At 35.3% G+C, this 26,262-nt stretch carries 28 protein-coding genes and 1 riboswitch; of the genes, 8 read left to right on the top strand and 20 right to left on the bottom strand.

Annotated elements, in window-relative coordinates; translation table 11 throughout:
- Positions 1–5: 5 nt before the first annotated feature.
- Together ACZ430_RS00380 and rpsU are read right to left on the bottom strand one after the other, a co-directional pair.
- Entirely contained in the window at positions 6–962 is a 957-nt protein-coding gene (locus ACZ430_RS00380) for an NGG1p interacting factor NIF3 (RefSeq protein WP_297211820.1), read from the bottom strand.
- A gap of 78 nt (positions 963–1,040) precedes the next feature.
- Positions 1,041–1,238: a 30S ribosomal protein S21 gene (gene rpsU / locus ACZ430_RS00375; protein WP_297211822.1), complete on the bottom strand. Its 198-nt coding sequence runs from the start codon at positions 1,236–1,238 to the stop codon at positions 1,041–1,043.
- Positions 1,239–1,420: 182 nt separating this feature from the next.
- On the opposite strand from rpsU, the gene ACZ430_RS00370 reads away from it, so the two are divergent.
- Entirely contained in the window at positions 1,421–1,660 is a 240-nt protein-coding gene (locus tag ACZ430_RS00370) for a hypothetical protein (RefSeq protein ID WP_297211826.1), read from the top strand.
- On the top strand, positions 1,661–2,593 hold the full coding sequence (locus tag ACZ430_RS00365; protein WP_297211829.1) for an ABC transporter ATP-binding protein: 933 nt from the start codon (positions 1,661–1,663) through the stop codon (positions 2,591–2,593). It begins immediately after the preceding gene.
- Here ACZ430_RS00365 and ACZ430_RS00360 read toward each other — a convergent pair.
- Complete coding sequence (locus ACZ430_RS00360; RefSeq protein WP_297211831.1) at positions 2,574–3,905, bottom strand: cryptochrome/photolyase family protein; 1,332 nt, start codon at positions 3,903–3,905, stop codon at positions 2,574–2,576. The genes ACZ430_RS00365 and ACZ430_RS00360 overlap by 20 nt on opposite strands.
- Positions 3,898–4,809, bottom strand: coding sequence for a YbgA family protein (locus tag ACZ430_RS00355; protein ID WP_297211834.1), 912 nt, complete (start codon positions 4,807–4,809; stop codon positions 3,898–3,900). Before ACZ430_RS00355 ends, ACZ430_RS00360 begins: the two co-directional genes overlap by 8 nt.
- A 23-nt stretch (positions 4,810–4,832) precedes the next feature.
- Between ACZ430_RS00355 and ACZ430_RS00350 the strand changes: the two genes are divergently transcribed.
- A complete protein-coding gene (locus tag ACZ430_RS00350) occupies positions 4,833–5,648 on the top strand; it encodes a ZIP family metal transporter (RefSeq protein ID WP_297211836.1) in 816 nt (271 codons plus the stop codon).
- Positions 5,649–5,650: 2 nt separating this feature from the next.
- Here ACZ430_RS00350 and ACZ430_RS00345 read toward each other — a convergent pair whose 3' ends face one another.
- From ACZ430_RS00345 to ACZ430_RS00285, 13 genes are all read right to left on the bottom strand, one after another.
- Entirely contained in the window at positions 5,651–6,106 is a 456-nt protein-coding gene (locus ACZ430_RS00345; RefSeq protein ID WP_297211839.1) for a RidA family protein, read from the bottom strand.
- Positions 6,107–6,126: 20 nt separating this feature from the next.
- Complete coding sequence (locus tag ACZ430_RS00340; RefSeq protein WP_297211843.1) at positions 6,127–7,350, bottom strand: TIGR04013 family B12-binding domain/radical SAM domain-containing protein; 1,224 nt, start codon at positions 7,348–7,350, stop codon at positions 6,127–6,129.
- Positions 7,347–8,990 (bottom strand): DNA repair protein RecN, encoded by a 1,644-nt coding sequence (recN, locus tag ACZ430_RS00335; RefSeq protein WP_297211846.1) that lies wholly within the window; start codon positions 8,988–8,990, stop codon positions 7,347–7,349. The genes ACZ430_RS00340 and recN overlap by 4 nt, the downstream gene beginning before the upstream one ends.
- Entirely contained in the window at positions 8,987–9,862 is an 876-nt protein-coding gene (dapA, locus tag ACZ430_RS00330) for a 4-hydroxy-tetrahydrodipicolinate synthase (RefSeq protein WP_297211848.1), read from the bottom strand. Before dapA ends, recN begins: the two co-directional genes overlap by 4 nt.
- 50 nt (positions 9,863–9,912) lie before the next feature.
- Entirely contained in the window at positions 9,913–10,383 is a 471-nt protein-coding gene (locus ACZ430_RS00325; RefSeq protein ID WP_464910598.1) for a hydrogenase maturation protease, read from the bottom strand.
- A complete protein-coding gene (locus ACZ430_RS00320) occupies positions 10,373–10,840 on the bottom strand; it encodes an NADH-quinone oxidoreductase subunit B family protein (protein WP_297211853.1) in 468 nt (155 codons plus the stop codon). The genes ACZ430_RS00325 and ACZ430_RS00320 overlap by 11 nt, the downstream gene beginning before the upstream one ends.
- Positions 10,841–10,849: 9 nt before the next feature.
- Positions 10,850–12,238, bottom strand: a complete 1,389-nt coding sequence (locus tag ACZ430_RS00315; RefSeq protein WP_464910597.1) for a complex I subunit 5 family protein — start codon at positions 12,236–12,238, stop codon at positions 10,850–10,852.
- 77 nt (positions 12,239–12,315) lie between these two features.
- The gene (locus ACZ430_RS00310; protein WP_297211860.1) at positions 12,316–12,963 is read right to left on the bottom strand and encodes a hypothetical protein; all 648 of its coding nucleotides are present in this window, start codon (positions 12,961–12,963) and stop codon (positions 12,316–12,318) included.
- Position 12,964: 1 nt separating this feature from the next.
- Complete coding sequence (locus tag ACZ430_RS00305) at positions 12,965–13,879, bottom strand: respiratory chain complex I subunit 1 family protein (protein ID WP_297211863.1); 915 nt, start codon at positions 13,877–13,879, stop codon at positions 12,965–12,967.
- A complete protein-coding gene (locus ACZ430_RS00300; protein WP_464910596.1) occupies positions 13,876–15,780 on the bottom strand; it encodes a complex I subunit 5 family protein in 1,905 nt (634 codons plus the stop codon). Before ACZ430_RS00300 ends, ACZ430_RS00305 begins: the two co-directional genes overlap by 4 nt.
- 174 nt (positions 15,781–15,954) lie before the next feature.
- Positions 15,955–17,403: a hydrogenase 4 subunit D gene (locus ACZ430_RS00295; RefSeq protein WP_297211869.1), complete on the bottom strand. Its 1,449-nt coding sequence runs from the start codon at positions 17,401–17,403 to the stop codon at positions 15,955–15,957.
- A 3-nt stretch (positions 17,404–17,406) separates the two neighbouring features.
- Positions 17,407–17,904 (bottom strand): 4Fe-4S dicluster domain-containing protein, encoded by a 498-nt coding sequence (locus ACZ430_RS00290; protein ID WP_464910595.1) that lies wholly within the window; start codon positions 17,902–17,904, stop codon positions 17,407–17,409.
- Entirely contained in the window at positions 17,886–19,523 is a 1,638-nt protein-coding gene (locus tag ACZ430_RS00285; protein WP_297211875.1) for a hydrogenase large subunit, read from the bottom strand. Before ACZ430_RS00285 ends, ACZ430_RS00290 begins: the two co-directional genes overlap by 19 nt.
- A 120-nt stretch (positions 19,524–19,643) precedes the next feature.
- Here ACZ430_RS00285 and wrbA point away from each other — a divergent pair, with 120 nt between their 5' ends.
- Genes wrbA through ACZ430_RS00260 form a run of 5 tightly spaced genes read left to right on the top strand, consistent with a single transcriptional unit; the run spans position 19,644 to position 22,612 of the window.
- Entirely contained in the window at positions 19,644–20,249 is a 606-nt protein-coding gene (gene wrbA, locus ACZ430_RS00280; RefSeq protein WP_297211878.1) for an NAD(P)H:quinone oxidoreductase, read from the top strand.
- A gap of 14 nt (positions 20,250–20,263) precedes the next feature.
- Positions 20,264–21,169, top strand: coding sequence for a tRNA (guanosine(46)-N7)-methyltransferase TrmB (gene trmB, locus ACZ430_RS00275; RefSeq protein WP_297211881.1), 906 nt, complete (start codon positions 20,264–20,266; stop codon positions 21,167–21,169).
- Positions 21,166–21,579, top strand: a complete 414-nt coding sequence (locus ACZ430_RS00270; RefSeq protein ID WP_297211884.1) for a hypothetical protein — start codon at positions 21,166–21,168, stop codon at positions 21,577–21,579. Before trmB ends, ACZ430_RS00270 begins: the two co-directional genes overlap by 4 nt.
- A 19-nt stretch (positions 21,580–21,598) precedes the next feature.
- Positions 21,599–22,099, top strand: coding sequence for a tetratricopeptide repeat protein (locus tag ACZ430_RS00265; protein WP_297211887.1), 501 nt, complete (start codon positions 21,599–21,601; stop codon positions 22,097–22,099).
- A gap of 18 nt (positions 22,100–22,117) precedes the next feature.
- Entirely contained in the window at positions 22,118–22,612 is a 495-nt protein-coding gene (locus ACZ430_RS00260) for a hypothetical protein (protein ID WP_297211890.1), read from the top strand.
- Between the two features lies 1 nt (position 22,613).
- Here ACZ430_RS00260 and ACZ430_RS00255 read toward each other — a convergent pair whose 3' ends face one another.
- The 3 genes from ACZ430_RS00255 to ACZ430_RS00245 all read right to left on the bottom strand — a co-directional run bounded on the left by ACZ430_RS00255 (position 22,614) and on the right by ACZ430_RS00245 (position 25,973).
- Entirely contained in the window at positions 22,614–24,098 is a 1,485-nt protein-coding gene (locus ACZ430_RS00255; RefSeq protein WP_297211895.1) for a M48 family metalloprotease, read from the bottom strand.
- A gap of 82 nt (positions 24,099–24,180) precedes the next feature.
- Positions 24,181–24,501 (bottom strand): hypothetical protein, encoded by a 321-nt coding sequence (locus tag ACZ430_RS00250; RefSeq protein ID WP_297211896.1) that lies wholly within the window; start codon positions 24,499–24,501, stop codon positions 24,181–24,183.
- Complete coding sequence (locus ACZ430_RS00245; protein ID WP_440871052.1) at positions 24,498–25,973, bottom strand: radical SAM protein; 1,476 nt, start codon at positions 25,971–25,973, stop codon at positions 24,498–24,500. The genes ACZ430_RS00250 and ACZ430_RS00245 overlap by 4 nt, the downstream gene beginning before the upstream one ends.
- A 72-nt stretch (positions 25,974–26,045) precedes the next feature.
- A riboswitch (cobalamin riboswitch) is annotated at positions 26,046–26,234 on the top strand.
- Positions 26,235–26,262: the final 28 nt, after the last annotated feature.

The raw sequence follows: 26,262 nt of genomic DNA, 5'->3' as shown, positions 1-26,262 counted from the left end.
AAGGCTTACTGTCTTACAACACGCTTAAAACCTGAACATTCAAGTATTTTTATATCTTCTCCCTCTAAAACTTTATCAAGAAGCAGATTTAATCCAAGATTGTCACTGGCAATATGCCCAGCAATTATTATATTCATATGATTTTTCTCTGCTTCTTTTCTGTGGTCTTCACTTAAATGCATACATACGACTGTATTAATTCCGCTTAATGCCATACTATGAAAAATATCCTTTGCTCCCTCTGTTCCACCTGTCATATCAACAAATATTTTTCCTGCTTTTCTGTCTTTACTGCCTAAGAGAATTTTTGGGCCTGCATTGTTTTTCTCTCCTTCTTTGTATTCCGGTATCTCAAGAAGAATTTCGATAACATCATCAAGAGTATAGGGTTTCTTTTCGTCAAAAAGTCTCTGTAAGTAAGTTGCAACCATATTGTCAGAAGGAGTGTGTAAGCACATAAACGGTATATTAAGTAATCTTGCAGCATCAACTGCTCTTGTATGGTTAACAGGCATAAGCCTTCTTTCTACCTCTTTTATTCGCTTATCCATTAAGCTCTCTGCAACATTTATAGGAACTCCGAATCTTCCTAATATATCAGCCTGCATATACATTACAGCATATAACCTTGCATAAGCTGAACCTTCAGGATGATGGGATAAGACAAGGTCTATGGGCGTTCCGTTTTTTCTTAAAGAATCTGCTAATACAATTTCACCTACTTCCATGTCTATACCAGCTATTACTGTTCTAATTTCCTCCTCTCCTGTACCAAAAAGTATTCGCGAGTCGCTATATGGATTTTCAAGAGATTCTAAATCAAAGAATTCCTTCTTTTTTTCAGAAAGGGATTCATAATCTTTCTTTCTCTTTTCAAGCTCTCTTATAACTGCTTCTTTTCCACGGGGGTCATTTTCAATTCCTATTTTTATTGCCTTTTTATAAAAATCCTTGAGTTTCATCGGAGCCTCCAGTGTTCAAAATTTAAATGGAATGGACAGCAATAATCTTTAATAGCCATCCATTCCATTTGGATTGGATTACCTTGATAAAAGTTTCATTTTTTTCGCTAATTTCTTTTTAGCAGCGAGGACTTTCTTTTTTCTCTTTACGCTCGGCTTTTCATAATGTTCCCTTTTCTTGATTTCCGAAAGAATGCCTTCTCTCTCGCACTGCTTCTTAAACATTTTCAATGCTGCTTCAAAAGAATCCATATCCCTTACATTTATAGAGGGCATTAATTTCCTCCCCTCCTCTCTTTTTTGAATTTAATAGAATACTTTAACAGCAAAACAATTTTTTCGTCAACAACTTTCAACTTGGGGGAGAGCTAAAAATAAATTTTCTGATACGTAGAGCTATAGGCACATACTGTATGTCTTTTTAGTATCACCATTTCTACAAATGGTATAATTAGAAAATGCAGCCGAGAACTTATCTTAAGATTGGAGATAAAGTTAGACATCTCCATTATTCTTTATGGGGGGTTGGAGAGGTAATAGAGGAGAGGAATTCAACGCTTCCGGGAGGGATTTGTTTAGTGAGAATTATTTTTGAAGATGGAGTGGAGCGTTCTTTTATTAATAATTTTGACCACGAAATGTGTTGCTACTATACAGGCATAAGATTAATAGAGGAATTCAGTCTCTGGGAGACATAGTTGTTACTTTTAGAGACAAAAAATCTAAATAAGACATTTAAATTTAAAAATTTTTCTATTCAGGCTGTAGAAGATTTTGAAATTCAAATAACTCCAAATGAGTTCTTTGCTATTGTGGGAGAAAGCGGTTCGGGTAAGTCAACGGTGATGAAACTCTTAGCAAGACTTATTAAGCCAGACAAAGGTGAAATATTTTTTAAAAATAAAAACATATATACTTCAAGCACAGAGGAACTTAAAGCTTTCCGTAAATCAATTGGAGTAGTTTTTCAAGACCCCTATGCTTCGTTAAATCCAAGAATGAGAATAAAGTCTATAGTTGAAGAACCCCTAAAAATTCATAAAATAAAAGATAAAGACAAAAAAGAAGAAAAAACTATAAATCTGTTTAGGGAGCTTGGGCTTGACGAAGATTTACTGAATAGATACCCCCATCAGCTAAGTGGTGGACAGAGGCAAAGAGTAGCTATAGCACGAGCATTAATACTTGAGCCCGAAATACTGCTTGCTGACGAACCCCTCTCTTCTTTAGATATTTCTCTTCAAGCTTCAATTCTCAATCAACTAATAGAAATCAAAGAAAAGAGAAGTTTTGCTATTATTCTCATAACCCATGATTTAAATGTAGTAAGGGCTGTCAGTAACATCATAGGAGTGATGCATTTAGGTAGAATTGTAGAATTAGCAAAAACAAAGGAAATTTTCAAAGAACCTCTTCACCCATATACTACAATTCTTCTGAAGAGTATACCTGGTTTTCATAGAAGAGATAGAGAGAAAAAAACCACCATATTCAGCGAAGAGAAAAATTCGTGGCTTCTTAAAGGTTGTAGATTTTATTACAGATGTAAATACAGAATGGACATGTGTATAGAAAATATCCCTCCTTTAAAGGATATAGGAGGGAGAAAGGTCAGATGTTTTCTTTATTAGCAGAATAAAATTTTCTTATACTAATAACCCTTTCGTAATGATTTACTATGGGCTTGTAGTAAGGCAGAGAAAATTTTAGCGGATTATGTAATTCGAAAGCTTTCATGTTTCTAAGCTCGGGGATATATTTTTTTATGAATTTTGCATGAGGGTCAAATTTCTCTGCTTGAATAATTGGATTAAAAATTCTAAGAGGTCTTGGGTCTGGACCAACAGAGGCATTCCACTGCCAATTTCCCGTGTTTACAACTTCATCATAATCGAGAAGGTATTCCATAAAAAAACTCTCGCCCATCCTCCAGTCGACAAGTAAATCTTTTGTTAAAAAGCTGGCCACTATCATTCTTGCTCTGTTGTGCATCCAGCCTTCTTCCTTTAGTTGAAGTATTGCTGCATCAACAATAGGATAGCCTGTTTGAGCATTTATGAAAGCTTTTATTAAGTTTTCATCATCATGCCAATGCAAGCTTCTCCTCTTTTGCTGAAATTCAAGATGTTTAAACTCAGGAAAGTTAAACTTTATGTGATACCAAAATTCACGCCATGCAAGTTCCTTTATGAACTGACAGTCCTCACCAACAGTCTCAATTGCTCTTTTGTATATTTTTCTTAAGGATAAAACACCAAATCTTATGTAAGGTGAAAGCTTAGAAGTACCATCTAAATCCAGTTTATCTCTGGTTTTTTCATAGTTTGAGAAGTCAAAACTGTAAAGTCTTCTTTGACCAAAATCTGACTTCCATGTTTTATTTAATTCAAATTTTAACTTGTTCTGTAAATCTTTAATTTCCGTCTCCTTGATAGGTGGAGTATTAATCTTTTCAAGTGAAGGTGATATATCGGCATTAAGATTTAACTTCCATTTTTTGTAAAAAGCTGAGTAAATCTTGGTGTAAGGGATTTTATCTATGTTAGAGAGAAAGTTGTCTTTTATAGAATGGAAAGCAATATTTTTTTCTCTGCAGAGTGACTCTACCTTTTCTTCTATCTCCTCACCTGTCCATGAAAATGCCTTGTTTGTATAGACTGCCTGTGGTTTGTATTTTTCAATTATATATTCAAAAATTTTAACTGGTTCATCATAATAACAAAAAAGTCTGCCTCTTTTGTTCTTAATATCTTGAGAGAGAGAGCTAATACAATCAACAATAAACCCCAATCTGCTGTCATGGCTTTTAAATCTATCGAGAAGAGACGGGATGAATATGAAAATGGGGATAATCTCTTGAGAGTTTTTGCAGGCTTCACAAAAAGCTCTGTTATCATCAATTCTCAAATCTCTCTTAAACCAGTAGATAACTCTTTTATACATCTAAGTCTTCAGGATAGGGCTCAAGATACTTTTGAATAAGAATATAATCTTCTTCAAATCTATATGCAAAGCTTTTCAGCAACTCAATAACTACCTTATGTTGTATTTTACCTTCCATGAATTTATTAATGAGACTTATAAGATGTGAACGCTCTTTGGAGGATATTTTTTTGGATACATGTCCCATTATGTGCATGAGCGTATTTGCCTGCCTTTTCATTGAAGGTTTTCTTATAAAGGCCTCATAGAACTTATCTCTGTAAATTTTTATTTTTTCACTTAATGATATATTCCCATTAGCCACTAACTGGCCAAGTTCTTTCAGAATCTTCTGACTAAAGGTCATGAGTAAATACTTGTATCTTGAATGAAAATAGACTAAATCTTTAGGTGCAGTGCTCTTACATAAATCTCTCAGTTCAGCATAAGCGAAAATTCGAATTAGAAAATGCTTTCTTATACTCTCATCCCTTAATCTTCCCTCATCTTCAATGGGCAGATATGAAAAAGTCTTTTTTACCTCTTCAGCAAAAAAACCCGATGTTTTTCCAACTATTGAGCCATTTTTGTAAAGTTTAGTTGACCCTACTCCGCAGGAGGGAGATTTTGCCTTCAGAACAGCTCCGTCAAGTTCAGATAGAGAAAAAAGTTTGTCTTTTGAAAACCGAATTATAGTATCCGTAAAATCTTTACCAGTCTCGGGTTGAAACAATCTCTTTGAGCTTCCCTGTTCTAATATGATGAGCCTGTCTCTTGGAACTCCAAGACCTATTTCTACCTCTGGACATACATCAAGAAATTCTACATAGTTTTTTAATTTGTTTATGAATTCATCATTTACAATTCCACCATTGTATCTTACAGGCTGAGAAAAACATCTACTTATTAGAATTTTCGGCTTCATGTTAATTTATATTATAATTTAAAATGATTGAAAACTACATAAATACCCTCTCTCCCATTTCACTTGCTCTTTTTGCAGGAATTTTCACATGGGCATTAACTGCCTTTGGAGCGTCTCTTGTTTTCTTCTTTAAAAATGTAAGCAGAAAAATTCTTGATACTGCCCTTGGCTTTGCTGCAGGTGTAATGATTGCTGCCAGTTTCTGGTCTTTGCTTGACCCAGCAATTGAAATGGCACAAAATTTCCCAATTCCTTCATGGATTCCCCCTGCCAGCGGGTTTGTGTTAGGAGCCTTGTTTCTAAGGCTAATTGATATGCTTTTACCCCATTTACACTTTCAGTCACCAATTGAAAAAGCAGAAGGAATAAAAACATCTTTCAGACGGACAACCCTTCTTGTATTTGCAGTAACTCTACATAATATCCCCGAAGGCTTGGCAATAGGTGTTTCCTTCGGAGCACATGCCTTGGAGCCTTCCTCTGTTACACTACTTTCATCGATTGTTTTAGCCTTTGGTATTGGTATTCAAAATATTCCTGAAGGTTTTGCCATTTCAATGCCCCTAAGAGGAGAAGGATTTTCACGAGGTAAAAGCTTTTTCTATGGTCAGTTATCGGGGTTTGTGGAACCTCTATTTGCTGTCTTGGGCGTTCTTCTTGTGGAGATTATGCAGAACTTTTTGCCCTATGCATTGGGTTTTGCAGCAGGTGCGATGATTTTTATAACCGCCGAAGAGTTAATTCCTGAATCGCAAAGAAATGGAAATTCTGACCTCGCCACAGCAGGATTGATAATTGGCTTTACTCTAATGATGATTCTCGATGTAGCCTTTAAATGAAGCTATACAAGTTCAAATATAAAATCCATCTCTACAACAGCTCCGAGGGGTAAACTGCTGACACCTACCGCAACTCTACAGTGTTTACCTCTGTCTCCAAAAATTTTAAAAAGCATCTCCGAGGCAGGATTTAATACTTTCGGATGGTCGACAAAATCATCTGAAGCGGCAATATAGCCTGTTATTTTTATGCACTGTTTTATTTTATCAAGGCTTCCAGCATGTTCCCTGACAATTGCTAAAGCGTTTAAAACTGTCTGCTTCGCCTCTTCACTGGCTTCTTCAATTGAAAGTTCCAGCGGAACTTTGCCTTTCTTTGAAATTTTCCCTTCTCTAAAGGGAAGAATTCCACTTAAAAAAAGAAGATTATTTACCCTCAATGCAGGCACATAGAACCCCACAGGTTTGACTGGCTCTGGAAGGGAGATTTCTAATTCCTTCAGTTTTTCTTCAATCATTTTGTTAATATAACATATAATTAAGCTTTAACTTTAGCAGTTATCTCTGATGTATATATTTTTTGTTTGTGCCAATGTCCAAAAATTCTGCCTGAATTATAAAGTTTGCCTAAAAAAGTTGTAAGCTCCTTAGAAATACCTGAAGGTTCATAATTCCCGTAGGGCGTTCCTTTAAGTGGAATGAAGTAATGACTGTGTATCCTAACGGGAAGATTTTTACTCCTGCCAAGATTAACAAGAAGTTCCATGAATTTTATTGTCTTTTTCTGGTCATCACTCGTTTCCTCGGGAAGTCCGAAAATAAAATCCACATCTACAGAAAATCCCTCTTCTATGGCATTTTTTACAGCTCTGTATACGTCTTCAGTTGAGTGACCACGATGCATTCTATCAAGCATTCTGTCACTTCCAGATTGAGCTCCTATTGTAAAGTTTCTGTTAAAAATGTAAGGCTTTATAGTTTGAATGGCCTCTTTTGTAAGATGTTCCGGTCTTATCTCGGAAGGAAAAGTGCCGAAGAACAATCTCAGTCTGTCAGAAAGTTCTCTTAAACTTTTAAGCATCTGTTCTACTGCATCCAGCTTAAGCGTTTTTCCATCATAAGAGCCGTAACTCATAGCATTGGGAGTAATAAATCTAAAATCTCTCATACCGTGTCTCAGAAAAATCTCCGCATGACTTTGAATACTCTCAATGCTTCTGTGTCTTGGTTTTGTTCCGAAAAGATAACTCGTTTGACAAAATTTACAGGCAAAAGGACAACCTCTGGTTATTTCAAGGGGGGAGAATCTCTTGTTTATAGTGCTCCACGCCATAAAGTCATTCAAGTCAATTCTTTCTCCCTTGATTAGAGATTTTCTTTTTCTATCAAGATTTCTGAAACCGGTAGACAGAAGTTCGGGAAAGGTCTTTTCTGCCTCACCTACGAAAACATAATCAAAGCCTAAATCAACAACTTTCCTTGGTACTCCAGAAGGAGCTGGTCCTCCTGCAATAAAAATTGAAGCTGGATATTTTTCTCTCAAAAATGTATAGATACTCTTTATCTCTTTCCATTGGGGAGAACAAAAGGAAAAACAAAAAACGCCTTCATCACAATCTTTCATTAGAGCTTCTAAGGTTTCAATATCTTTTTGGCTAAAAAATACAATATCCACATTTAAATCATTTCTTTGCTCAAGGGATGCAACAATAGGAGTTATACTGTATCGATTAAACTTTGTTTCAAAGAAAAACAGTTTCATCTATTATCAAGAAGTTCCTCGGCATGAAATAATGAACTTTCCGTTATGCGACCACTCAGCATTCGAGCTATTTCTTCTTTTCTTTCGTTGTCATTGAGGACCTTTACTTTTACTAATGTTTTATCATCAGCTATGAATTTTTCAACTTTTATGTGGCTGTCTGCCATAGCAGCTATCTGAGGAAGATGGGTTACGCAAAGCACCTGATGATATCTGGCAAGTTCTTTCATTCTCCTACCTACATTCTCTGCTACAATACCACCTATCCCTGCATCTATTTCATCAAAAACAAGGGTTATAGCTTTAACAGATGTCTCAGCCATTTTTAATTCCACACATTTTAAAGCAAGCATAAGCCTCGAAAGCTCGCCTCCAGAGGCAACTTTTGAAAGAGGCTTTGGAGGCTGTCCTGGATTTGCAGTGAAAAAAAACTCTATATCATCTATTCCTTGAGGACTGATAGGTTTTTTATCAATGTTAATCTTGAAGTCCGGCTTTGAAAACCCTAAAAACTTCAGTTCTTCAATAATGTTTTTCTCTATCGTATCGACCTTTTCTTTTCTTTTATCTGATAAAATTTTTGCATTATCCTCAAGAAGCTGAGAAAGCTCTTTTAGTTTTTCCTCTTTCTCTTTCAATTCATCTTCAGATAGAGAGAAAAATTTTATCTCTTCTTCTGCTTTCTCTGCATACTCTATGATTTCTTTTATACTCCCGCCATACTTTGATTTAAGCTTGCTTATAAGAGAAAGTCTCTCTTCAATACTTTCAAGGCTTAAAGGGTCTGGTTCATAACTCTCCTTAAGCTTTCTCAGAATATGAACTGCTTCTTCAATTTGAACAAATGAAGATTCAATGAGACCTCTTAATTCTTCAGCTTTTGAGTCAAATTGAGATAGTTCTTTAATGTGATTAAGAAGGACAGACATGCCCGTATAAACAGAGTTTTTATCTTCTTTCAGAAGAGCAAAGCTGCTTTCTGCTATTTCCTTTATTTTCATTATATTTCTTAAAATTTGTCTTTTTTCGCTTAGCTCCTCCTCTTCTCCTTCTTTTAAATTAGCCTTCTTTATTTCGTCAATCTGAAAATTGAGTAAATCAAGTTTTTGTTTTTTTTCATTGATTTTTTCCCTTAATTCCTCTACTTGCCGATTAAGTTCTTGAACTTCATTATAGAGCAAGCTCAACTTTTCTGTTTCCTCTTGCAGACCTGCTATAATGTCGAAAAATCTTATGTGATTTTCTTTTTTAAGAAGATATGTATGCTCATGTTGTCCGTGAATGTTGATGAATCGCATTGCCATGTTCGAAAAGCCCTGTAAGGTATGGGCAGATTCATTAATATATGCCCTTGTCTTACCCTGCAAATTCAATATTTTTCGAAAAATAAGTATCTCTTCGTCGATTCCTAAATCTTCAGGGGAAAAACCCGAAATTAGCACTTCCACAGAAGCTTCCTTTTTACCATGCATTACAAAATCAGCAGGTAAGACCTTTTCTTTTAGTAAAACTCCCAGAGCGTCTATAATAATGGATTTTCCCGCTCCAGTCTCTCCTGTAAGCACATTAAATCCTTCAGAGAGAGATAAATTCAGACTTTCAATTATAGCGAAATCTCTGATTCTTATCTCTTCAATCATTTAATCAAGCCGGCGACTCTTAAAACCTCCGCAAGTTTCTCTTTATTTGCCGAAGACATTTCACAGAGAGGAAGCCTGAACTCTTCTTTAATCTTACCCATAAGAGCAAGTGCAGTTTTTACGGGAATTGGGTTTGTTTCAATAAACATGGCTTTGTTTATGGGCTCGAGCTTATAGTGAATCTCTCGTGCCTTTTCAATTTCACCTCTCTCCCAGGCATTAAAAAGTTCTGACACATCCTTTGGGCATATATTGGCAGTAACAGATATAAATCCTCTACCACCAAGAGTAAGAAGAGTTAAATTGGTAAAATCATCACCGGAAAGCACTGTAAAGTCTCTCCCGCAAAGCCTTATAATTTCACTTACCTGCTTCATATCGCCTGTAGCTTCTTTTATTCCTACTATTCTTTTATGCTCTCTCAACCTTGCTACAGTCTGAGGTAACATATTCAGAGAAGTTCTACCTGGCACATTATAGAGAATTATTGGCAAACCGGTCTTGTCAGCAATTTCTTTAAAATGTCTGTATAAACCCTCCTGTGTTGGCTTATTGTAGTAGGGAGTTACGGATAGAACCGCATCAGCACCGAGCTGCTCTGCTTTTTTAGTTATCATGATTGCCTCATCAGTAGAGTTTGAGCCTGTCCCAGCTATAACGGGAATTCTCTTATTTACTGTTTTCACTGTTATTTCAATTACCCTGTAATGCTCTTCGTAATCAAGGGTAGATGCCTCTCCTGTTGTTCCGCAAGGTACTATTGCATGGGTGCCCTCTTTTATGTGCCATTCTATTAGTTTTTCAAGGGTCTTCTCATCTACCTTACCTTTTTTAAATGGTGTGACTATCGCAACCATTGAACCTTTAAGCATTTTAAAACCTCCTAAAAAGTTTTTAAGAAATTATACCATAATGTTTGAGTTTATTTATCATTTGATAGCCTTTCAATAAATAACTCACAGATTATATTGGCAGTTTCCCTTACTTTATGGCTAATTGAATTCCCAAAAGTTGTATCCTCCGGTTGAATTCCGATAATAAATATCTGCGGATTTATGTGCAGTTTTATATAATGAATGATAAGGTGCAAATTAGTCTGATGAGTTATTGTTCCTTTATTTGCAATATCTTTATTGGAAATAATAATAAGTTCACCGGGTTGTCTGTTTAATCTCATGGCATCAATGAATATTATGAGGTCGGGCTTTAAATCAATAAACTTATCAATGTATTTTTCCGGGCTGTCTTCGCAATCTAATGTAACGGCCTTGATTCTGCCTTGCAGATTTTTTACTATATAACTTCCAACGGCATCATCTCCTCTAAGAGAATTGCCAATGCCTGCTATTATAATTTTTCCGGAAAGTCTGTCTAAGAAGTCCTCAAGATTCAATTTCTTCTGCAACAAGAGGTTTTATTTTTTCCTTTGAAATTCCTAAAGCCTTTGCAATGCCAAATAATATTGCCTCAGGACGAGGGGGGCAGCCGGGAATGTATAAATTTACAGGGACAATTTTATCCACACCTCCAACAACATTGTAACTGTCAAACCATATTCCACCAGCAGTAGCGCATGAACCAAGGGCAATGACAATTTTAGGCTCTGGTGTAGCTTCGTAGACTTTTTTCACGAAATCAACGGTAGGTCGCGTAACTGGCCCAGAAATTACAAGGGCATCGGCATGACGGGGGGAACTCACAGCCTTCATACCAAATCTTTCTATGTCATAGTAGGGAGTTAGAATATCGAGTAATTCTATGTCACAACCATTACAGGCTCCTGTATTTACATGAAATACCCAAATGGATTTCTTGAAAGCCCTCTGGGCTAATTTCTTAATCAAAGACATTTTTTCCTCCTAATGAATTGTAGATAAAATTGACTTTGCAGCACTATCAATAAGGCAATAAATAAATTCTGGATATACTCCTCCCACAATCAGTAGAATGGCCAAAAACAAAGAACAAAAAATCATTAAAGCTGGTAGAGGAGTGTCACTTTTGAGCTCTACTTCTTCATTTTTGGCCCAGAAAATAGCATTAGCGGTTCTCAATAAAGCAATGACACTTATAAAACCTGAAATAGCAAGAATGACTGAACTCCAGAAAAATCTTTCCTCGGCAAGATTAAAAATTACAGTAACAGCACTTAAAAAACTATTAAAAGGAGGCATCCCTCCTACTGCCATTGCACCTATTATGAAAGATATTATGATAACAGAATTTTTTTTCGGAAGAAGGGATATATCTTCAATTTTTCTGCTTCCACACAGATAGATTAATGCTCCTACCGATAAAAAAAGAGCACCTTTCATAAGAGTATGATTTAACATATGAAAAACACCGCCCCAAAAACCTGAATAACTACTTAAAACAAAAGCAGACGCTATTAATCCCATCTCGCTTATACTACAGTAAGCAATTAACTTTTTGATATCTCTCTGATTAAAGGATAGAACTGCTCCGAACAGCATGCTTAAAGAGGCCAAGATTATAACCATAAGCCTTATTTCTTCCAAATTATAAGCAAAGGCTGTAACGGTTCTGGCTAAACCGTAAAATCCAATTTTTGTAACGGCACCCGCTAAGAAAAATGTTACTGCTGTAGGTGACTCTGCATAAGCATCGGGTAGCCATATATGAAAAGGCATTAATCCAGCCTTTGTGAAAAATCCAATAATAAATAATCCAGCGCATAAAAGTGCCATGTCCCGAGAGAGGGAAGATACAATTTGTCCCATACTGCTAATGGAGACCTCTTGTCCCGTTGCATAATAGATAAAAACAATAGCAAGTAAACTAAAAAGTATCCCAACATTTACCACGATAAGATATCTGAAGCCTGCCTTGAGGGCTTCCTTTGTTAAATTAAAAGCTATTAGATATACAGCAACGATGCTGCTTAGTTCAAGGGCTATGTATATCAAGAAAAGATTATTCAGAGAAAAAGCAAGATTCATAAATCCTGTGGATATTAAAATCATAGAAAAATAAAAATGAAAATGCTTGGTTCGATGGAAGTAGTTCTGGGGAAGTTCTTTTAAAGAGTAAAGGATAACGAAAATAGTTACAAACTCAACCATGAACTGCATAAAAATACCAAAACCATCTAAGAAAAAAAATCCATAGAAATCTAAAGATAAGCTCTCACCATACTTTAGTATATAAAAGCTATAGAAGGTTGAAAACAAAGCAAAAGCTATAGAAACCAATGATAAAATAACATTAGTTAACAAACCTTTCCGCATAAAAAAAATAATCATTCCAGTTAAAAAAGGAGCTAAAAAGGAGAGGCAAACACATATAAAATCGTAATTCATCTACCTCACTCCTGTATTTTTAAAATACTCTTTGAATTTCTAAACTTTTTAATCTCTTCTAAAACCGCTATTTCGCTCAGTTTTCTTGCAATATAAATAAAAAGAAATATGGCTATTACAAAATTCACAGTGAGGGCTAATTCTATAAATTTAGGCATATGAGGTATCATGCTTATCATGAGGAAATGAATTCCGTTTTCTATTACGAAAAAGCTGATTATCATTTTTATTATGTCTTTTTTTGAAAGCAGTAAAAACATACCATAAACAAAAAGCATAACTCCAGTGGAAAAACATGAAAGAACGTCTGGGAAAATTAAGCTCTGAAAAGCATTTATTGATTTATAACCTACAGACAGAATAACAATAGAAAGAGCTATTGAGAGAGGATGAATTATAGAAGGTGTTGTTTCTTCTGTTAATCTATTTCTGAGAAGAACTATCAAAAGATAGGGCATTAAAAAGGCCCTCACAATTAGGTCTAAAACAGCGATTAGATAAAGAGAAGATATATTGTTCAGATAGGCAAGAACAAATATTGAAATAGAAATTAACAATGAATGAGGTATTAGGCTGTAGGAAGAAAATTTAAGGTTCTTCGATTCACCTGCAAGAAATGTAAAGAATAAAATTGATATATATATTATCTCCATATCATACTCCTAAAAGAGCTAAAAATACAGCTGTGATTGAAAATCCTGCAAGAGTTAAATTGTATTTAAGTGCTTGGTCAATTCTCAATCTTGGATTTAATGCTTCAATCAGTGTGCTTATGAAAATTATTACAGTAACTTTAGACAGGGCAATAAGAATATTTAAGAGAATATTCTCAGTTAGTGGCCAGGGGATAAAAATTTGGGAGAAAACAAGACAAAAAAGTACTTGTTTTGACATATTTGCCCATTTTACACAAGCATACTTAGGACCGCTTAATTCAATAAGCACTCCTTCGGCTATCTCTTGTTCTGCCTCTGAAACATCAAAAGGAATTTTTCCAATAAGTGCTTGTAGGGATAGAAATACGCAAACTGTTGCCAAAAGCATTGAAACATTAGGACCGTTTAAATGATACCATTTTACAATGTCTCCGATTTTAAAAGAGTCTGCATTTATAGCTCCAGTAATCAAGGCAATAGCAAGTATTGGCTCAACGGAAAGATGGAGCATCATTTTACGAGATGCACCGATATAGGCAAAAGGATTTTCTGAGGCCGAGGCTGTTATGATTATGGCAATTCCCACGACAGTTATTATATAGATAAAGAGAAATATGTCCCCCCAGAAATTAAAAGGAGGATTTACTCCCACAATAGGCACTAAAAGAGAGGCCATTGCAATACTGATTACTGAAAGATATGGTGAAAATCTGAAAAGTGGATTTATCGTTGATTTTAAGTCTTCCTTTCCCATTAGTTTTAAAATATCGTAGTATGATTGAAGTGGCGGAGGTCCTACCCTGCTTTGAATTATTGCTCTTATCTTTCTGGTAAATCCATCGAAAAGAGGGGACAGCAAAAGCACTACGGATATATTTATAATTGAGGAGAAAATAATCAAGCTCCAATTCATGGCTTTCCTCCCGATAAATGAAACACTAAAACACCAACTAATATACTTCCTAACACCAGCCATGCAATGTATTTTTTACTTAGTTTTTCATATATCTGTTCAATAGAGATAAATACCAGTCTGACTTTATTGGCAAAAGGATAATAAAACCAATCGTCTGGATTTAAAAATTTTTTAATCCACGAAGGCATAGATAATTTAAAAGAAGGCAAGCCTACGGGATATAAACCTTTAAACTGAATCTTGCCAATCCTAAAGCTTACCATTTCCTTAAATGGTTGATAAAAACTATGCCCTGTGTAAGTGACTTCCTCTGGAGAGTGTTCTTTGCCTCCATACCAAGTCTCCACTTCTCTTTTGGGTGCCTGAGCGTATCTCTCAAATGAAAAGATTAATAAGGAAAGAATAAAAACAGAGAAAATAACGAATATAGGAAACCAAACCCCTCCTTCAGAACAGTTCTTACAAAAATTAATACCAAATCCAAAAAAACTTGTTACAAATATTTCAGAAAAGTTTGGCAAAGATAGATTGACCGCAGAAGTTATGGCATTATAAGTTAATTTGAGAGATATAATGGGGAATAAACCTGTTATTAGACAAATCAATGCAAGAATAATCTGTGAAAGTGTCATACTACAGTGAACATTTCCTCTTTCAACATATGTTAATTTCATTTTTCCCATAAAAGAGGAGTTGAAAAATTTAAGAAAGGAAGCAAGAGTAATGGCTGAAATAAAAACTGAAATTATACCGAAAACTATAAAAGCTCCCTTTATTAAAAGCAAAGTTTCACTTACCTTTGCTGCTCCAATGGATGATTCAAAAATAATCAACTTTGAGACAAAACCATTGAATGGAGGCACACCTGCTATTGAAAGAGAACCAACTAATGCCGTCATTGTAGTAAGAGGCATTACCCTAATTAAACCTGAAATTCTATCAAGGTCTGTTGTTCCTGTTTTGTAATAAATTGAACCTGCATTTAGAAAAAGCAGGCTTTTATACATGGAATTATTTAAAAGATGCAACAAGCCACCTGTAAGAGCTGTTATTCCAACAAATTGGTTCAAGCTCATGAAATAAAGTCCTGCACCTATTCCAAGCAACATATAGCCAACCTGTCCTATGGCATGAAAAGACATTAATCTCTTAGCTTCATCCTGAGTTAAGGCAGCGATTGTTCCAATAAAAATTGAGAAAACTCCAGCCGTTGCAATTATAAATCCCCACGATTGTGTATATGGAGAAAGTGGAATAACTGATAGGAAAAATCTAAGAAGGGCATAGACTGCCAATTTTGACATCACTCCTCCAAAGAAAGAAGATGCAGAAGATGGCGGTTGAGGATATGCATTAGGTAACCAGAAACCAAAAGGAAGAACGCCCGCTTTTGTCAAAAAAGCCAAAGACAAGGAGAATAATATAAAGTGACTGAGTAAAAAATTGCCTTTTAATATATCACTCAGGGACTTACTTATTGCTGTAAAATTAAAATCATTGCTATAAGAGTATAAAATTACAGCAGATAATATTAAAAAAGCTGTGGCAATATGAGTTGCTATAAAATACTGTAGTCCCCCTCTTAGTGCTTCTCTTTTCTCTCCTTCAAAAATTACAAGAAACCATGAACTTAGAGTCATCACTTCCCAGAAAAGGATGAAAAAGAACAAATCTTTCACTATTACAACTCCAACGCTGGAGAAAAAAAGGAGCATTAAAAAAGGATAAAATCTTCTTGGAGAATGAGCTTTATAGACTTCTAAATATTTCCATGAAAACATGGTGACACAAAGAGAGACAATCGCTATGACTATAAGAAAAACAGCTGAGAGAGAATCAACTAAAATGGATAGAGATGAATTTAAAAGAGGCTTAATGGAAAATAGATTTTTTTCCAATTGGTTATTATTCATCAAACAATTTATGGAAAAATTTAAAAGCCCTATTGAAAAAAGAAAGTTCATTATGAGACTTACGAAACCAGCTAATGATTTTCTATTAATAAATATAGACAAAATCGCCCCCAATAATAAAAATCCCAAAGAGGCGTATAGATAATAAAAATCATCCATTCATACACCTCCATAAAGAGCTTTGACAAAAGGGAAGCCTATAAGGGGAGACAATAAACAGAAAATCAAAAGCAATATTAAACTTACTCCCATTGTCATAGGAATTTCAGTGTTAGCTAATAAAACTTTATCAGAAGGAGTTCCAAAGAAAACTTTGTGGCCTATAAATATATACCAACAAAATGAAAGAACGCTTTCTAAGACAGATAAAACACCTAAAAATGCGGTATAGTTATTTTTTAGTTCAAAGGCACCTGTAAAAATCATGAACTTACTCCAGAAGCCTGAAAAAGGTGGAATGCCTACAATAGCAAACATTCCAACTATAAAACAAAGAGCAAGTAATGGAAAATTTTTACCTAATCCTCTGAGTTCTCTTATACTTTTGGTTCCTGTAGCATATGCAATGGCACCTACAGAGAGAAAAAGAAGTCCCTTTGCAAAGCCATGATTGATTATGTGGAAAATTCCACCAATTCCACCTACTTTTGACCCTAAAATACCTAAGGAAACTCCTAAGAGAATGTAACCCAGATGACCTATGGTAGAGTAAGCAAGAAGCTTCTTTAGGTCATCTTGAAAATAGTAAAGAACTACCGATAACATCATTGTAATTACAGCAACTGTTGCCGTAATAAAGGCAAAACTTTCTGTTAAGTTTGGAGAGGAAATATAAATTCTTGCTATAAGATACACGCCTGCCTTTACCATGGCAGCAGCATGCAGATAAGCACTTACAGGTGTCGGAGCAACCATTGCATCAGGAAGCCATGTAAAAAGTGGAAATTGAGCAGACTTCGCAGAAGCTGCAAAAAATAAAAGTAAAAGAACAACTAATTTTGAAGTCTCTGCAAGATTATCAAAAACTCGAAAATCAAACGATTTAGTTTCAACATACATTATAGTAAGAGCTATCAAAAAACACAAACCGCCAATATGTGTCATGATAAAGGCCTTCATTCCGGAGAAAAGGGCTTTCTTTTCTTTTGTATACGAAATCAATGCCCATGAACAAAGGGTAGTTATCTCCCAGAAGAAAAATATTTGCAAAAAATTAGTTGACATAACTATACCAGCCATTGCACCAATAAACAGAAGCATGAGAAAGTAATAACTTCCGTAGGGGCTGTAAAAAGGATGGTCAGCATTTTCTGGAGACATATAACCTAATGAATATAGAATTACAAGAAAGCCTATTAGAGTTATCAAGATAAGCATTATTGAAGTTAGATAATCGTTCATCAAACCAAAAATTAAACTTACTTTGAACCAGTTGAAAAATAAAATCTTATAATAAACTGTTTGAGGAGATAATATACTCATGATACAAAAGCAAAGTGTAATAAATGCAAAGGAGCTTGCGAATACACCTGATTTTCTCCCTCTAAAGAAGAGTGATAAAAAAGCACCCACAAGAGGCGTTAAAAGTATAAAAGATAGATTATCCATCACTCAATCGCCCCTTTGTTGCATTTTTCTTTTGCACTCACTGCAAGTCATAAGCTTCCTTATCTGTTCTTCACTTTTGTCCGATAACTTCTCAATTTGTCTTGTAAGCATATTTTCAACAATAAAGGGCTTTCCACACTGTAGACATTTAAACATCTTTAGCCTTACTTCTATCTCTAAATCTTCCTTATTCTCTGTGGCAAGCTCAAATTCATGGGTAATCTGAATGGCTCTCTCTGGACAGGAGGAAGCACATCTTCCACAGTATATACATCTGCCTGAAGAGAATTTAACAATTCTCTCATCACTTGTATTTTCAATTTTTATAAGCCTTGAAGGACAAGTTCTCACACAGTTGCCACATCCGATACATTTATTTTTAAGTATTTGCAATTTTCCCCTTAAATTTTCCGGTGGTTTTACAGGCACAAAAGGATAGGGTCTTGTTATTTTTTTATGCCTTGATGATAAAAGAAGAGCTTTTATTTTGCTTTTAAGCATTTTCTTAATTCCTCTGCCGTATAAGTCCTAAATATCTTGCTTTTTATGTCTACCGTTTCAAATCTCTCTGTGCAGGAAAAACAAGGGTCAATGCTGGCAATGATAAGAGGTGCATCGGCAATGGAACCTCCCTTTAGTAAAACCGAAAGAGCTTGGTAATTCTGATAGGAAGGTGCTCTTACGCTCCATCTGTAAGGTTTGCCATCTGGACCAGTCATTACATAGTGGAAAAGCTGACCTCTCGGAGCCTCTACATATGATATTCCCTCTTGCCATGGCTCTATCTTTGTAAACTTTATAAAAGTAGGACCTTCAGGTATTTTTTTGACTGTCTCCCTTAAAATACCTATAGATATGAGTATCTCCTCAAGCCTCACTATTGTTCTTGCCCAAACATCTCCCTCTTTTCTTATGGGCATTCTAAATCCTATTTCAGAGTAGGCAGCATAAGGAAAGTTTAATCGGATATCAATTTCTACTCCCGAGGCTCTTGCAACAGGTCCGCCGACATAAAAGTTTTTAGCTTCTTCCTCTGGCAAAGCTCCTACTTTCTGAAACCTAAGTTGAATAACTTCGTCATTTAGTATTATTTCTCTTAACTCTCTCACTTCCTTTTCAATCTGATTTATAACTCCTTCCATGTCTTTCATTTGCTGAGGAAGTATATCGATTGTTACACCGCCAACTATGTTAATTCCGTAGGTTTTTCTGTTTCCTGTTATCATCTCACATAGTTGCATGACAGGTTCACGAATTCTCCATGCCTGCATAAATAAAGTATCAAAGCCAACAATATGGGCTGCCAGTCCCGCCCACAAAAGATGACTATGTATCCTCTCAAGTTCTAAAAAGATGGTTCTTATAAATTTTGCTCTTTCGGGGACATCAATTTTTCCTGCCCTTTCAACAGCCTGACAATAGGCAGTTGAGTGGACAAATCCACATATACCACATATTCTCTCGGCAAGAAAAGGAATCTGTTGATAATTCAGAACACTCTCGGCTAATTTTTCAATTCCCCTGTGCACATAAAAACCTCTGTAATCAAAATCTACAATCTCTTCTCCATCAACAATAAGTCTGAAATAAGCAGGCTCTTCCAGAGATGGATAAAAAGGCCCCAAAGGAATTACTGTCCTCCCTTCCCCAGGTTTTTTTAGTTCTACAGAAGCTTCCGATTTAACGGGAGGCTTAAAATCATAGGAGAAATTTTTTCTGAGAGGATAAAGATCTTCTGGCCAATCATCAGGCAAAACAAGTCGTCGTGGGTCAGGATGCCCTAAAAAGTTCACTCCAAAAAGGTCCATACACTCTCTTTCAGCCCAAATTGCTCCGGGTATAATATCTGAAATAGAGGACACTGAGGGTGAGGCTGAATCTAATTCTGTTTTTAAAATAATGTTTATCCTCTCTTTGAGAAGTAAAAAAAAGTAATTTAGCTGAATTTTCTGGCGCTGTTCTGAAAAATCAATGGCTGTAAGATGGATAAATCTTGCTCCTTGTAAAATGATTAATCTTACAATCTCTCTAATCTGTGAAGCTTCTGAAAAAACTACAAGATTCTCAGCCTCTTTTTCGACTTTTGCAAGAGAGGAGATTTTATCGTTCAGCGAATTCATTTACATTTAATTATATCAATAATATCACCAGAGTTAGTCATTACTTTATTTTATGGCAATATTAGCTGTTTTTTTTGTTATAATTTGTTAGTTATAAGAAATAAAAACGAGGTGAAAAAGATGAAAATTTTGATTGTTTACTACAGCACTTTTGGTAATACCTATAAGATGGCAAAATATGTCGCAGAAGGAGTAATCGAAGCAGGAGGAGAACCTATCATCAGAAGATGTCCCGAGTTACTTCCAGAGCAACTAATTGCATCAAGACCAGATATTCAGGCAGGCATTGATATGCAAAAAGATATACCCCTTGTCACTCTTGAAGACTTTAAAAATGCTGATGGTTATGCTTTTGGAACACCAACAAGGTTCGGTAATGTCTCGGCACAGCTTAAAAATGTGGTCGACCAGTTCGGACCTCTGTGGATGCAAAGAGTTTTTGAAGGAAAACCAGCAGGAGTTTTTGTATCAACAGGCACTCTTCACGGAGGACAAGAATCTACAATTCTTACTTTCATGACCGTATTACTTCACTTAGGATGTATAATTGTTGGAATACCCTATTCTGTGCCAGATTTATATTTAACAAAAGGTGGAGGGTCTCCATATGGTCCGGGTCATGTTGCAGAAGCTGAAAATAAAAGAGAGATAGACGAAAATGAAATAAACCTATGCAAAGCCTTCGGAAAAAGACTTGCCGAGGTGGCATTGAAATTAAAAAGATAGTCTGAAGGTTTTTTATGTTTAATTACATAGACTATCGAAAAGTTGAAAAACCTCTAAATTTAAAAAATTTTACCGTAGAAATTGGCTTCGGCGGAGGAGATTACATAGTTAGTCTTGCCAAAGAACGCAAAGATGAAGTATTTTTTGGAATAGAAAAATCTTGGATACCTGTAAACAAACTTCTGAATAAATGTAAAAAAGATGGCATTAAAAATATATACTGCACTAAGATAGATGCTTACTGGGCTTTTCAGTTACTTTTTGAAGATTGTAGCGTAAAAGAGATAATAATGAATTATCCTGACCCATGGCCAAAGAAGTCACATGAAAATAAGAGACTTACCTCAACTGAAAACCTCCACATTTATGCTAAAAAGCTTATTCACGGAGGCACTATCAGATTAAGAACAGATGATTATATGCTTGTAGACTATACGTTGAAGGAATGTGAAAAAACAGGAGCTTTTGACTCAGAAGTAATTAAACCTGTTATTAAAGAACCAATCACAAAATACGAAAAAAAATGGCTTTCAATAGGCAAATCCATCTGGGATTTAATACTGACCAAAAACAAAGATCCCTTTCCTCTTAAGATAAGGCAAATAAAGGAGGTAAAAGAATTGTATCCATTAAGAATCTCTTCAGAAAATATTAATATTGAAAGTCTAATCAATAGGGAATTTAAGATAGAAAATAACTTATACATAAAAATTTTTTCAGCTTGGAGAAGAAACGAAGACTTCGCAATAGAGGTTTTACTATCGGAGAACGGTTTATTGCAGAGTTTTTTAGTAACTGTAAAGAAGAGGGATAGTTATTATATAATAAACATATCAAAGTTTAGTGAAGTTTTGAAAACCGAAGGTATCAAAAAAGCTTTGCTTTTTTTGAGTAAAGTCTTAGAGGAGAAAAAAACATGAAAAAAAAGATTATAATCTGTGTTCAAAAGGATATAGCAAATGCGATAAACTGGGCACTAAAAGACTTAACGATAACCTCAGAACAGTATGTCGACCATTTATATCAGTTAGAGAAAATTTTCGAGACAAATGCAGACTTTTCAGTTTTAATAATCGATTCTAAAATTGATGGAGAAAGCACAGTTCCATTTTTACAGAAAGTTAGAGAAAAAACAAAAATAAAAATTCTGTTAATTATCTCCGCTGATACGCCAAAACAAGAAGTGTTAAATCTAATTCAGAATAAACTTGTCGATAATGTAATCATAAGACCATTTAATGCAAATCAGATTGTTGATGCCGTATCAAAGCTTTGTGGTATAGAAAAACCCTCTGAAAAGCCCTGGTATATGTATACAAAACCTCAGTAACTTTGATATAATTCACTCTATGGAAAATCAAAATAACTTTGAAGACAGGCTTGAAGAGGCAAATATTCTGGTTAGATACAGAGAGTTTCCGGAAGCTTGTAAAATCTATGAAGAACTCATAAGTGAGGGATATGAATCTCCTGAACTTTATAATAATTACGGTCTTGCTTTATTCTATCTGGATGAAATCCAAGAAGCTTTAAACAAATTTAACAAAGCAATCGAATTAAATAGCTCTTTTGCCCTACCCTACGCCAACATCGGTCTTATACATCTAAACGATAGTCAGTATGAAAAGGCAATAGAGTATCTATTAAAAGCCCTTGAATTTGATACCTCTAACGCAGAAACTCATTACAATCTTGCCGTATCTTACTACAGAATGGGCAATAAAATTGAAGCGCTTAAACATTATGAGTTTTTCTTGAAGTATGCAGGAGAAGAATACAGTAAACTTAAAGAAGGTGTTCTTAAAATCATAAATCAAATAAAAGAAAACCAAGACAATCCTAAAGATTAATCAAACTAAGCTAATCAAATGATTGATAATCACATAAAGGATAAAATAAAAAAAGCCAAGGAAAATTTTTACATAATTAGAAACCTTGATGTCCTTGACGAAATACAATTTTTAGTAGAGGAACTTCTAAAAATTATCAGAAAGGCCGATGAAGAAAGATTTAAATCTGGAATGGTTGAAATCTGCCAGGACTGCGGTAAAAACGGAATTCCCTGTTGTGGTAGTGGAATAGAAGAGAAATACTCTTTAGAACTACTAATGCTAAATCTCATTCTGGGCGCTGAATTACCAACAGAACGAAAGATAAAAAGGGGTTGCTTTTTTCTCAACTCAAATGGCTGCTGTCTTATAGCAAGAGATGTTTTCTGTATAAATTATATTTGCAATAAGATTCAGATAAAATTATCACCACGGAGTTTAATACAATTAAGAGAACTTGAAGGTAATCAATTAAATCTTCAGTTCAAAATTGAAGAACATCTAAAGAAAATAATAAATCAGAGTTTAAAGTAAGTTATTTTTTCTTTTTCTGCTTTTCATTTTCTTTGTTAATCAATTTTTTAAGCTCATTTGTCCTCTGCAAAGCGTATTTACCAATCTCATTTTTACTGTTTATTTCAATCTGTCTTTTGTAAGCTTCATAAGCCAAATTTAAATCACCTGTTTTTTCATAGCACACACCGAGATAACCATTTACTGATTGATGATTTGTTCTTGCTTCAGAAAATTTTTTAAGATAGTCAATTGCTTCTGCACAATTATCAAGATTATAGTAACTCATTCCGAGATAATACATCGAATTTATGTCCTCTGGAAATAAAGAAAGAGCTTTTTTAAGCCTACCTATACTTTCAAAATAATTATTCTTTCTGTAACTAATCATTCCCAAGCCTCGCAAGGCAGGTTGATAATCTTGCTGAAGATTTAGAGTATATCGGAAATACCTTTCAGCCTCCTGATAATTTTTATTTCTGTAGTTAATAAAACCATAGAGCGCATAAAAGGACGGCTGATTTTTTTCCTTCTGAATTGCAATTTTCAAAAGCTGCTCTGCTTCTGCCAAATTTCCCTTTTTAAACTCATTCACTGCCTTATCGTAGTAGTTTCTATATATCTGATTAACTCTTTTTAAATCTGCTACCATAGATTGAAACTTTGTTCTGTTAGCCTTATCCACTTTAACTGGTTGAATTTCTGACTCAGCAATTAACTTTTCAATCTCTTCTATTCTCACTCTTGTTCGAGGATGAGTAGATAACAAATCACCTAAGAATGTATCGTCTTCCGCATCTTTACCAAGAGATACTCTATAATCCCTTACTGCCCTCTCGAGCGTTTTGTGAGCACTGATTGCATATTTTGGGTCATAACCGATTTTGCTCATATATAGCACACCTAATCTATCAGCCTCTAACTCATCATCTCTGCTATACTTAAGAAGCAAAAGACTACCTCCAATTACGCCAATGCCAAGAATTAGGTCACTATATTCTTTGCCCTGTAGGGATAAACCTAAAATAGCCAGTCCAACCTGCATTAAAACATAGCTACTCATGTGAGCGGCTGAATGCCTTGCTGAGACGTGTCCTATTTCATGTCCCATCACAAAGGCAAACTCTGCCTCATTGTCCAGTTCTGCAAGAAGCCCTCTTGTTATTGCCACATATCCAGGTAATGCCCAAGCATTTGGTATAGAACTATTCTGTATATAAAACTTACAGGGTAGATGGGGTCGATGGGAATTTTTATGAAGCTTCTGTACAATACCATCAAGGTATGCTCTTAATTTTTCATCCTTGTATTCTCCTCCTCCTCCCTCAGAACCCCATATGGCGCTTGGAAAGTAGTTTTTCCCAAGCTCTAACTCTCCCTCTTCAGAGAAGAACATTAATTGTTGTTTACCAGTAACAGGATTAACAGCGCAGGAAAAATTTGAAAGAGCAAAAATAAGAGTTAAAAACAAAGAGAATATTTTTATAACAATGCTTTTCTCTTTCATAGTTGTGAAAGTTTTTAATTAAAACTAATAATTTTTATGGAGGGAGAAAAAGTCTCCCTCCATAAAACTCAGGCCAAAAGCCTTAATCTGTTGGACCTTTCTTGAAATTATGGTCCTTACACTGGACTTTCTTAGGACAGCCAGAACCTCTACCTCCGCTTTGATGACCACTACATGCATGCCACTCACCCTCGCAGCGACCCCAGTGATTACGGCACCTTGTCAATCCCCTCGTTCCAGAGCGACATCTGTCAGGCATGTTCTCTGGGTCTTGAGCGTGAACCTCTTCAACAATACTCAGAAGATTTACATCCTTCTTAGAGCCTACTGCAAACATAGAGGCAAAAACTCCTAATGCCATAAAACCCATTTTCTTAAGAAAAGAACGACGGTCTTCTTTCATGTCTTTTCACCACCTTTCCTTTGTAAGATTTTGTCCTGTAAAACAGGACGTTTAGAGAAAAATTTATTTAGATACATACCGAATGATTTTAGCCTTACTTTTTTGTCTTTTTCTGGTAATCGATTCTTATCATTAAGTTTTTTGAGAATATAAGCGGCAACTTCTATTTTAAATCTGTTCATTATGCAGTAATTCTCAATTACACTTCTGATATTTCCTCCATAAGCGAAAGAGTCTCCATAGCAACCTCCTCCACAAATATACCTCGCCCAGCATTGAATACACTTTTTGTTGAATATATTGTTTTGAATGAAACTTTTGATTTTTTCTCTATCTACTCCAATTTCAAGATTTCCCATTATGTTCTCTCCCTTTTCTGTAATGAGCCTCATACATGGGTAAAAATCACCATCAGGAGTGAGATACAGAGAGCTTATTCCTGTTGAACAACAATAGAAGGAACGCTTTCTCTCTCTTAGAGCCTGCATGTTTACAGATAGACATTTTAGGCCATTGTGATAGGGGTCAGTCTCCGCTTCAATTAAGTATTCAGCCAGTTCTAAATATTGGCTTTTAAGGGTTGGAATTAACTCGGATGGCAAAACAGGCATCTCTCCTGAGTTTGGACAAATCTCTACCAAAGCCACATCTATAAACCCTAAGGACCTCATATTATTGAAAATATCGAGCAATGTTGGCTTGGTGGATGTTACAGTAACTCGTGCCATTATGTAATATCCTATATCTGGAATTTTAGATATGTTATTTATAATATCTTGCCAGGAGGGTCTACCATCTTTGTAAGGTCTGTTTTTATTGTGTAGTTCTTCTGTACCGTCAATACTTAACATAATTGAAACATTGTTGTCTTTGAGATAGTCGAATACATCTTTAGTCAAAAGTGTTCCATTAGTCGTTATGGAGTAATAAAACTTTTTGTCAGATTTCGAAAGCTCTGATGTATGCTCAATAATTTTCCTGATGAGGTCAAATCTAAGGAGGGGTTCACCGCCGAAGAAGATAAGGTCATACTCTTTATCGTCAGGAGATTGATTAAGCATAAATTCAATTCCTCTGAAAGCTATATCTTCAGACATTAAAGTTTTATGAGTCTGCAGGTATCTCGGACTATTTGCAAAACAATAAGCACAACCTAAATTACAACTGTGAGCAACACCAAGCCATAAACCTGTAAGTTTATGCTCTGTCTGTTCAAGAATTTTTCTCCTATTTTCTGCCTCTTCCTCTGTTAATGGTTCTATTTCATCAATTACTTTCTTTAATTCCCTCTCAGCTTTAATGTATCTTATTGAAAAATTTTCATCTATCCTTTCTCCTTTTATTATTTTTCTTGCTATCTCATAAGCATCTTTTGATAAGGAAAAAAGCTTGTTTCCTTCCACATCATAAAGAAAGTATTCGTCACGGACATTGAATAGATGAACATCACAGCTTTTAATTATTTTTTCCATTAATTTATTCCTATGAAATTATTTTAATTAAAGTATATTTTTACTAAACTGAAATGTCAAGGGGTATTTTGAAATATTTTGAAAGCCTCTGGTATACTTTTACTGGTTGGAGCAAGGGAAGAGAGGTGTGAATCCTCCGCTGCCCCGCAGCCGTGTTGGGAACGAAAGCCCAAAAAGCCACTGGAGATAGTCTCTGGGAAGGCGGGCAAGTAGGAGTTTGAGCCCAAAGCCGGAAGACCTGTCCAACGGGAAGCCTTTGGCTTTCCAATTCCTCGAGGGAGGGAAAAAA

The organism is Thermodesulfovibrio sp. TK500a (genome assembly GCF_055381765.1).
This window is presented reverse-complemented; position numbering and strand designations above follow the sequence as displayed.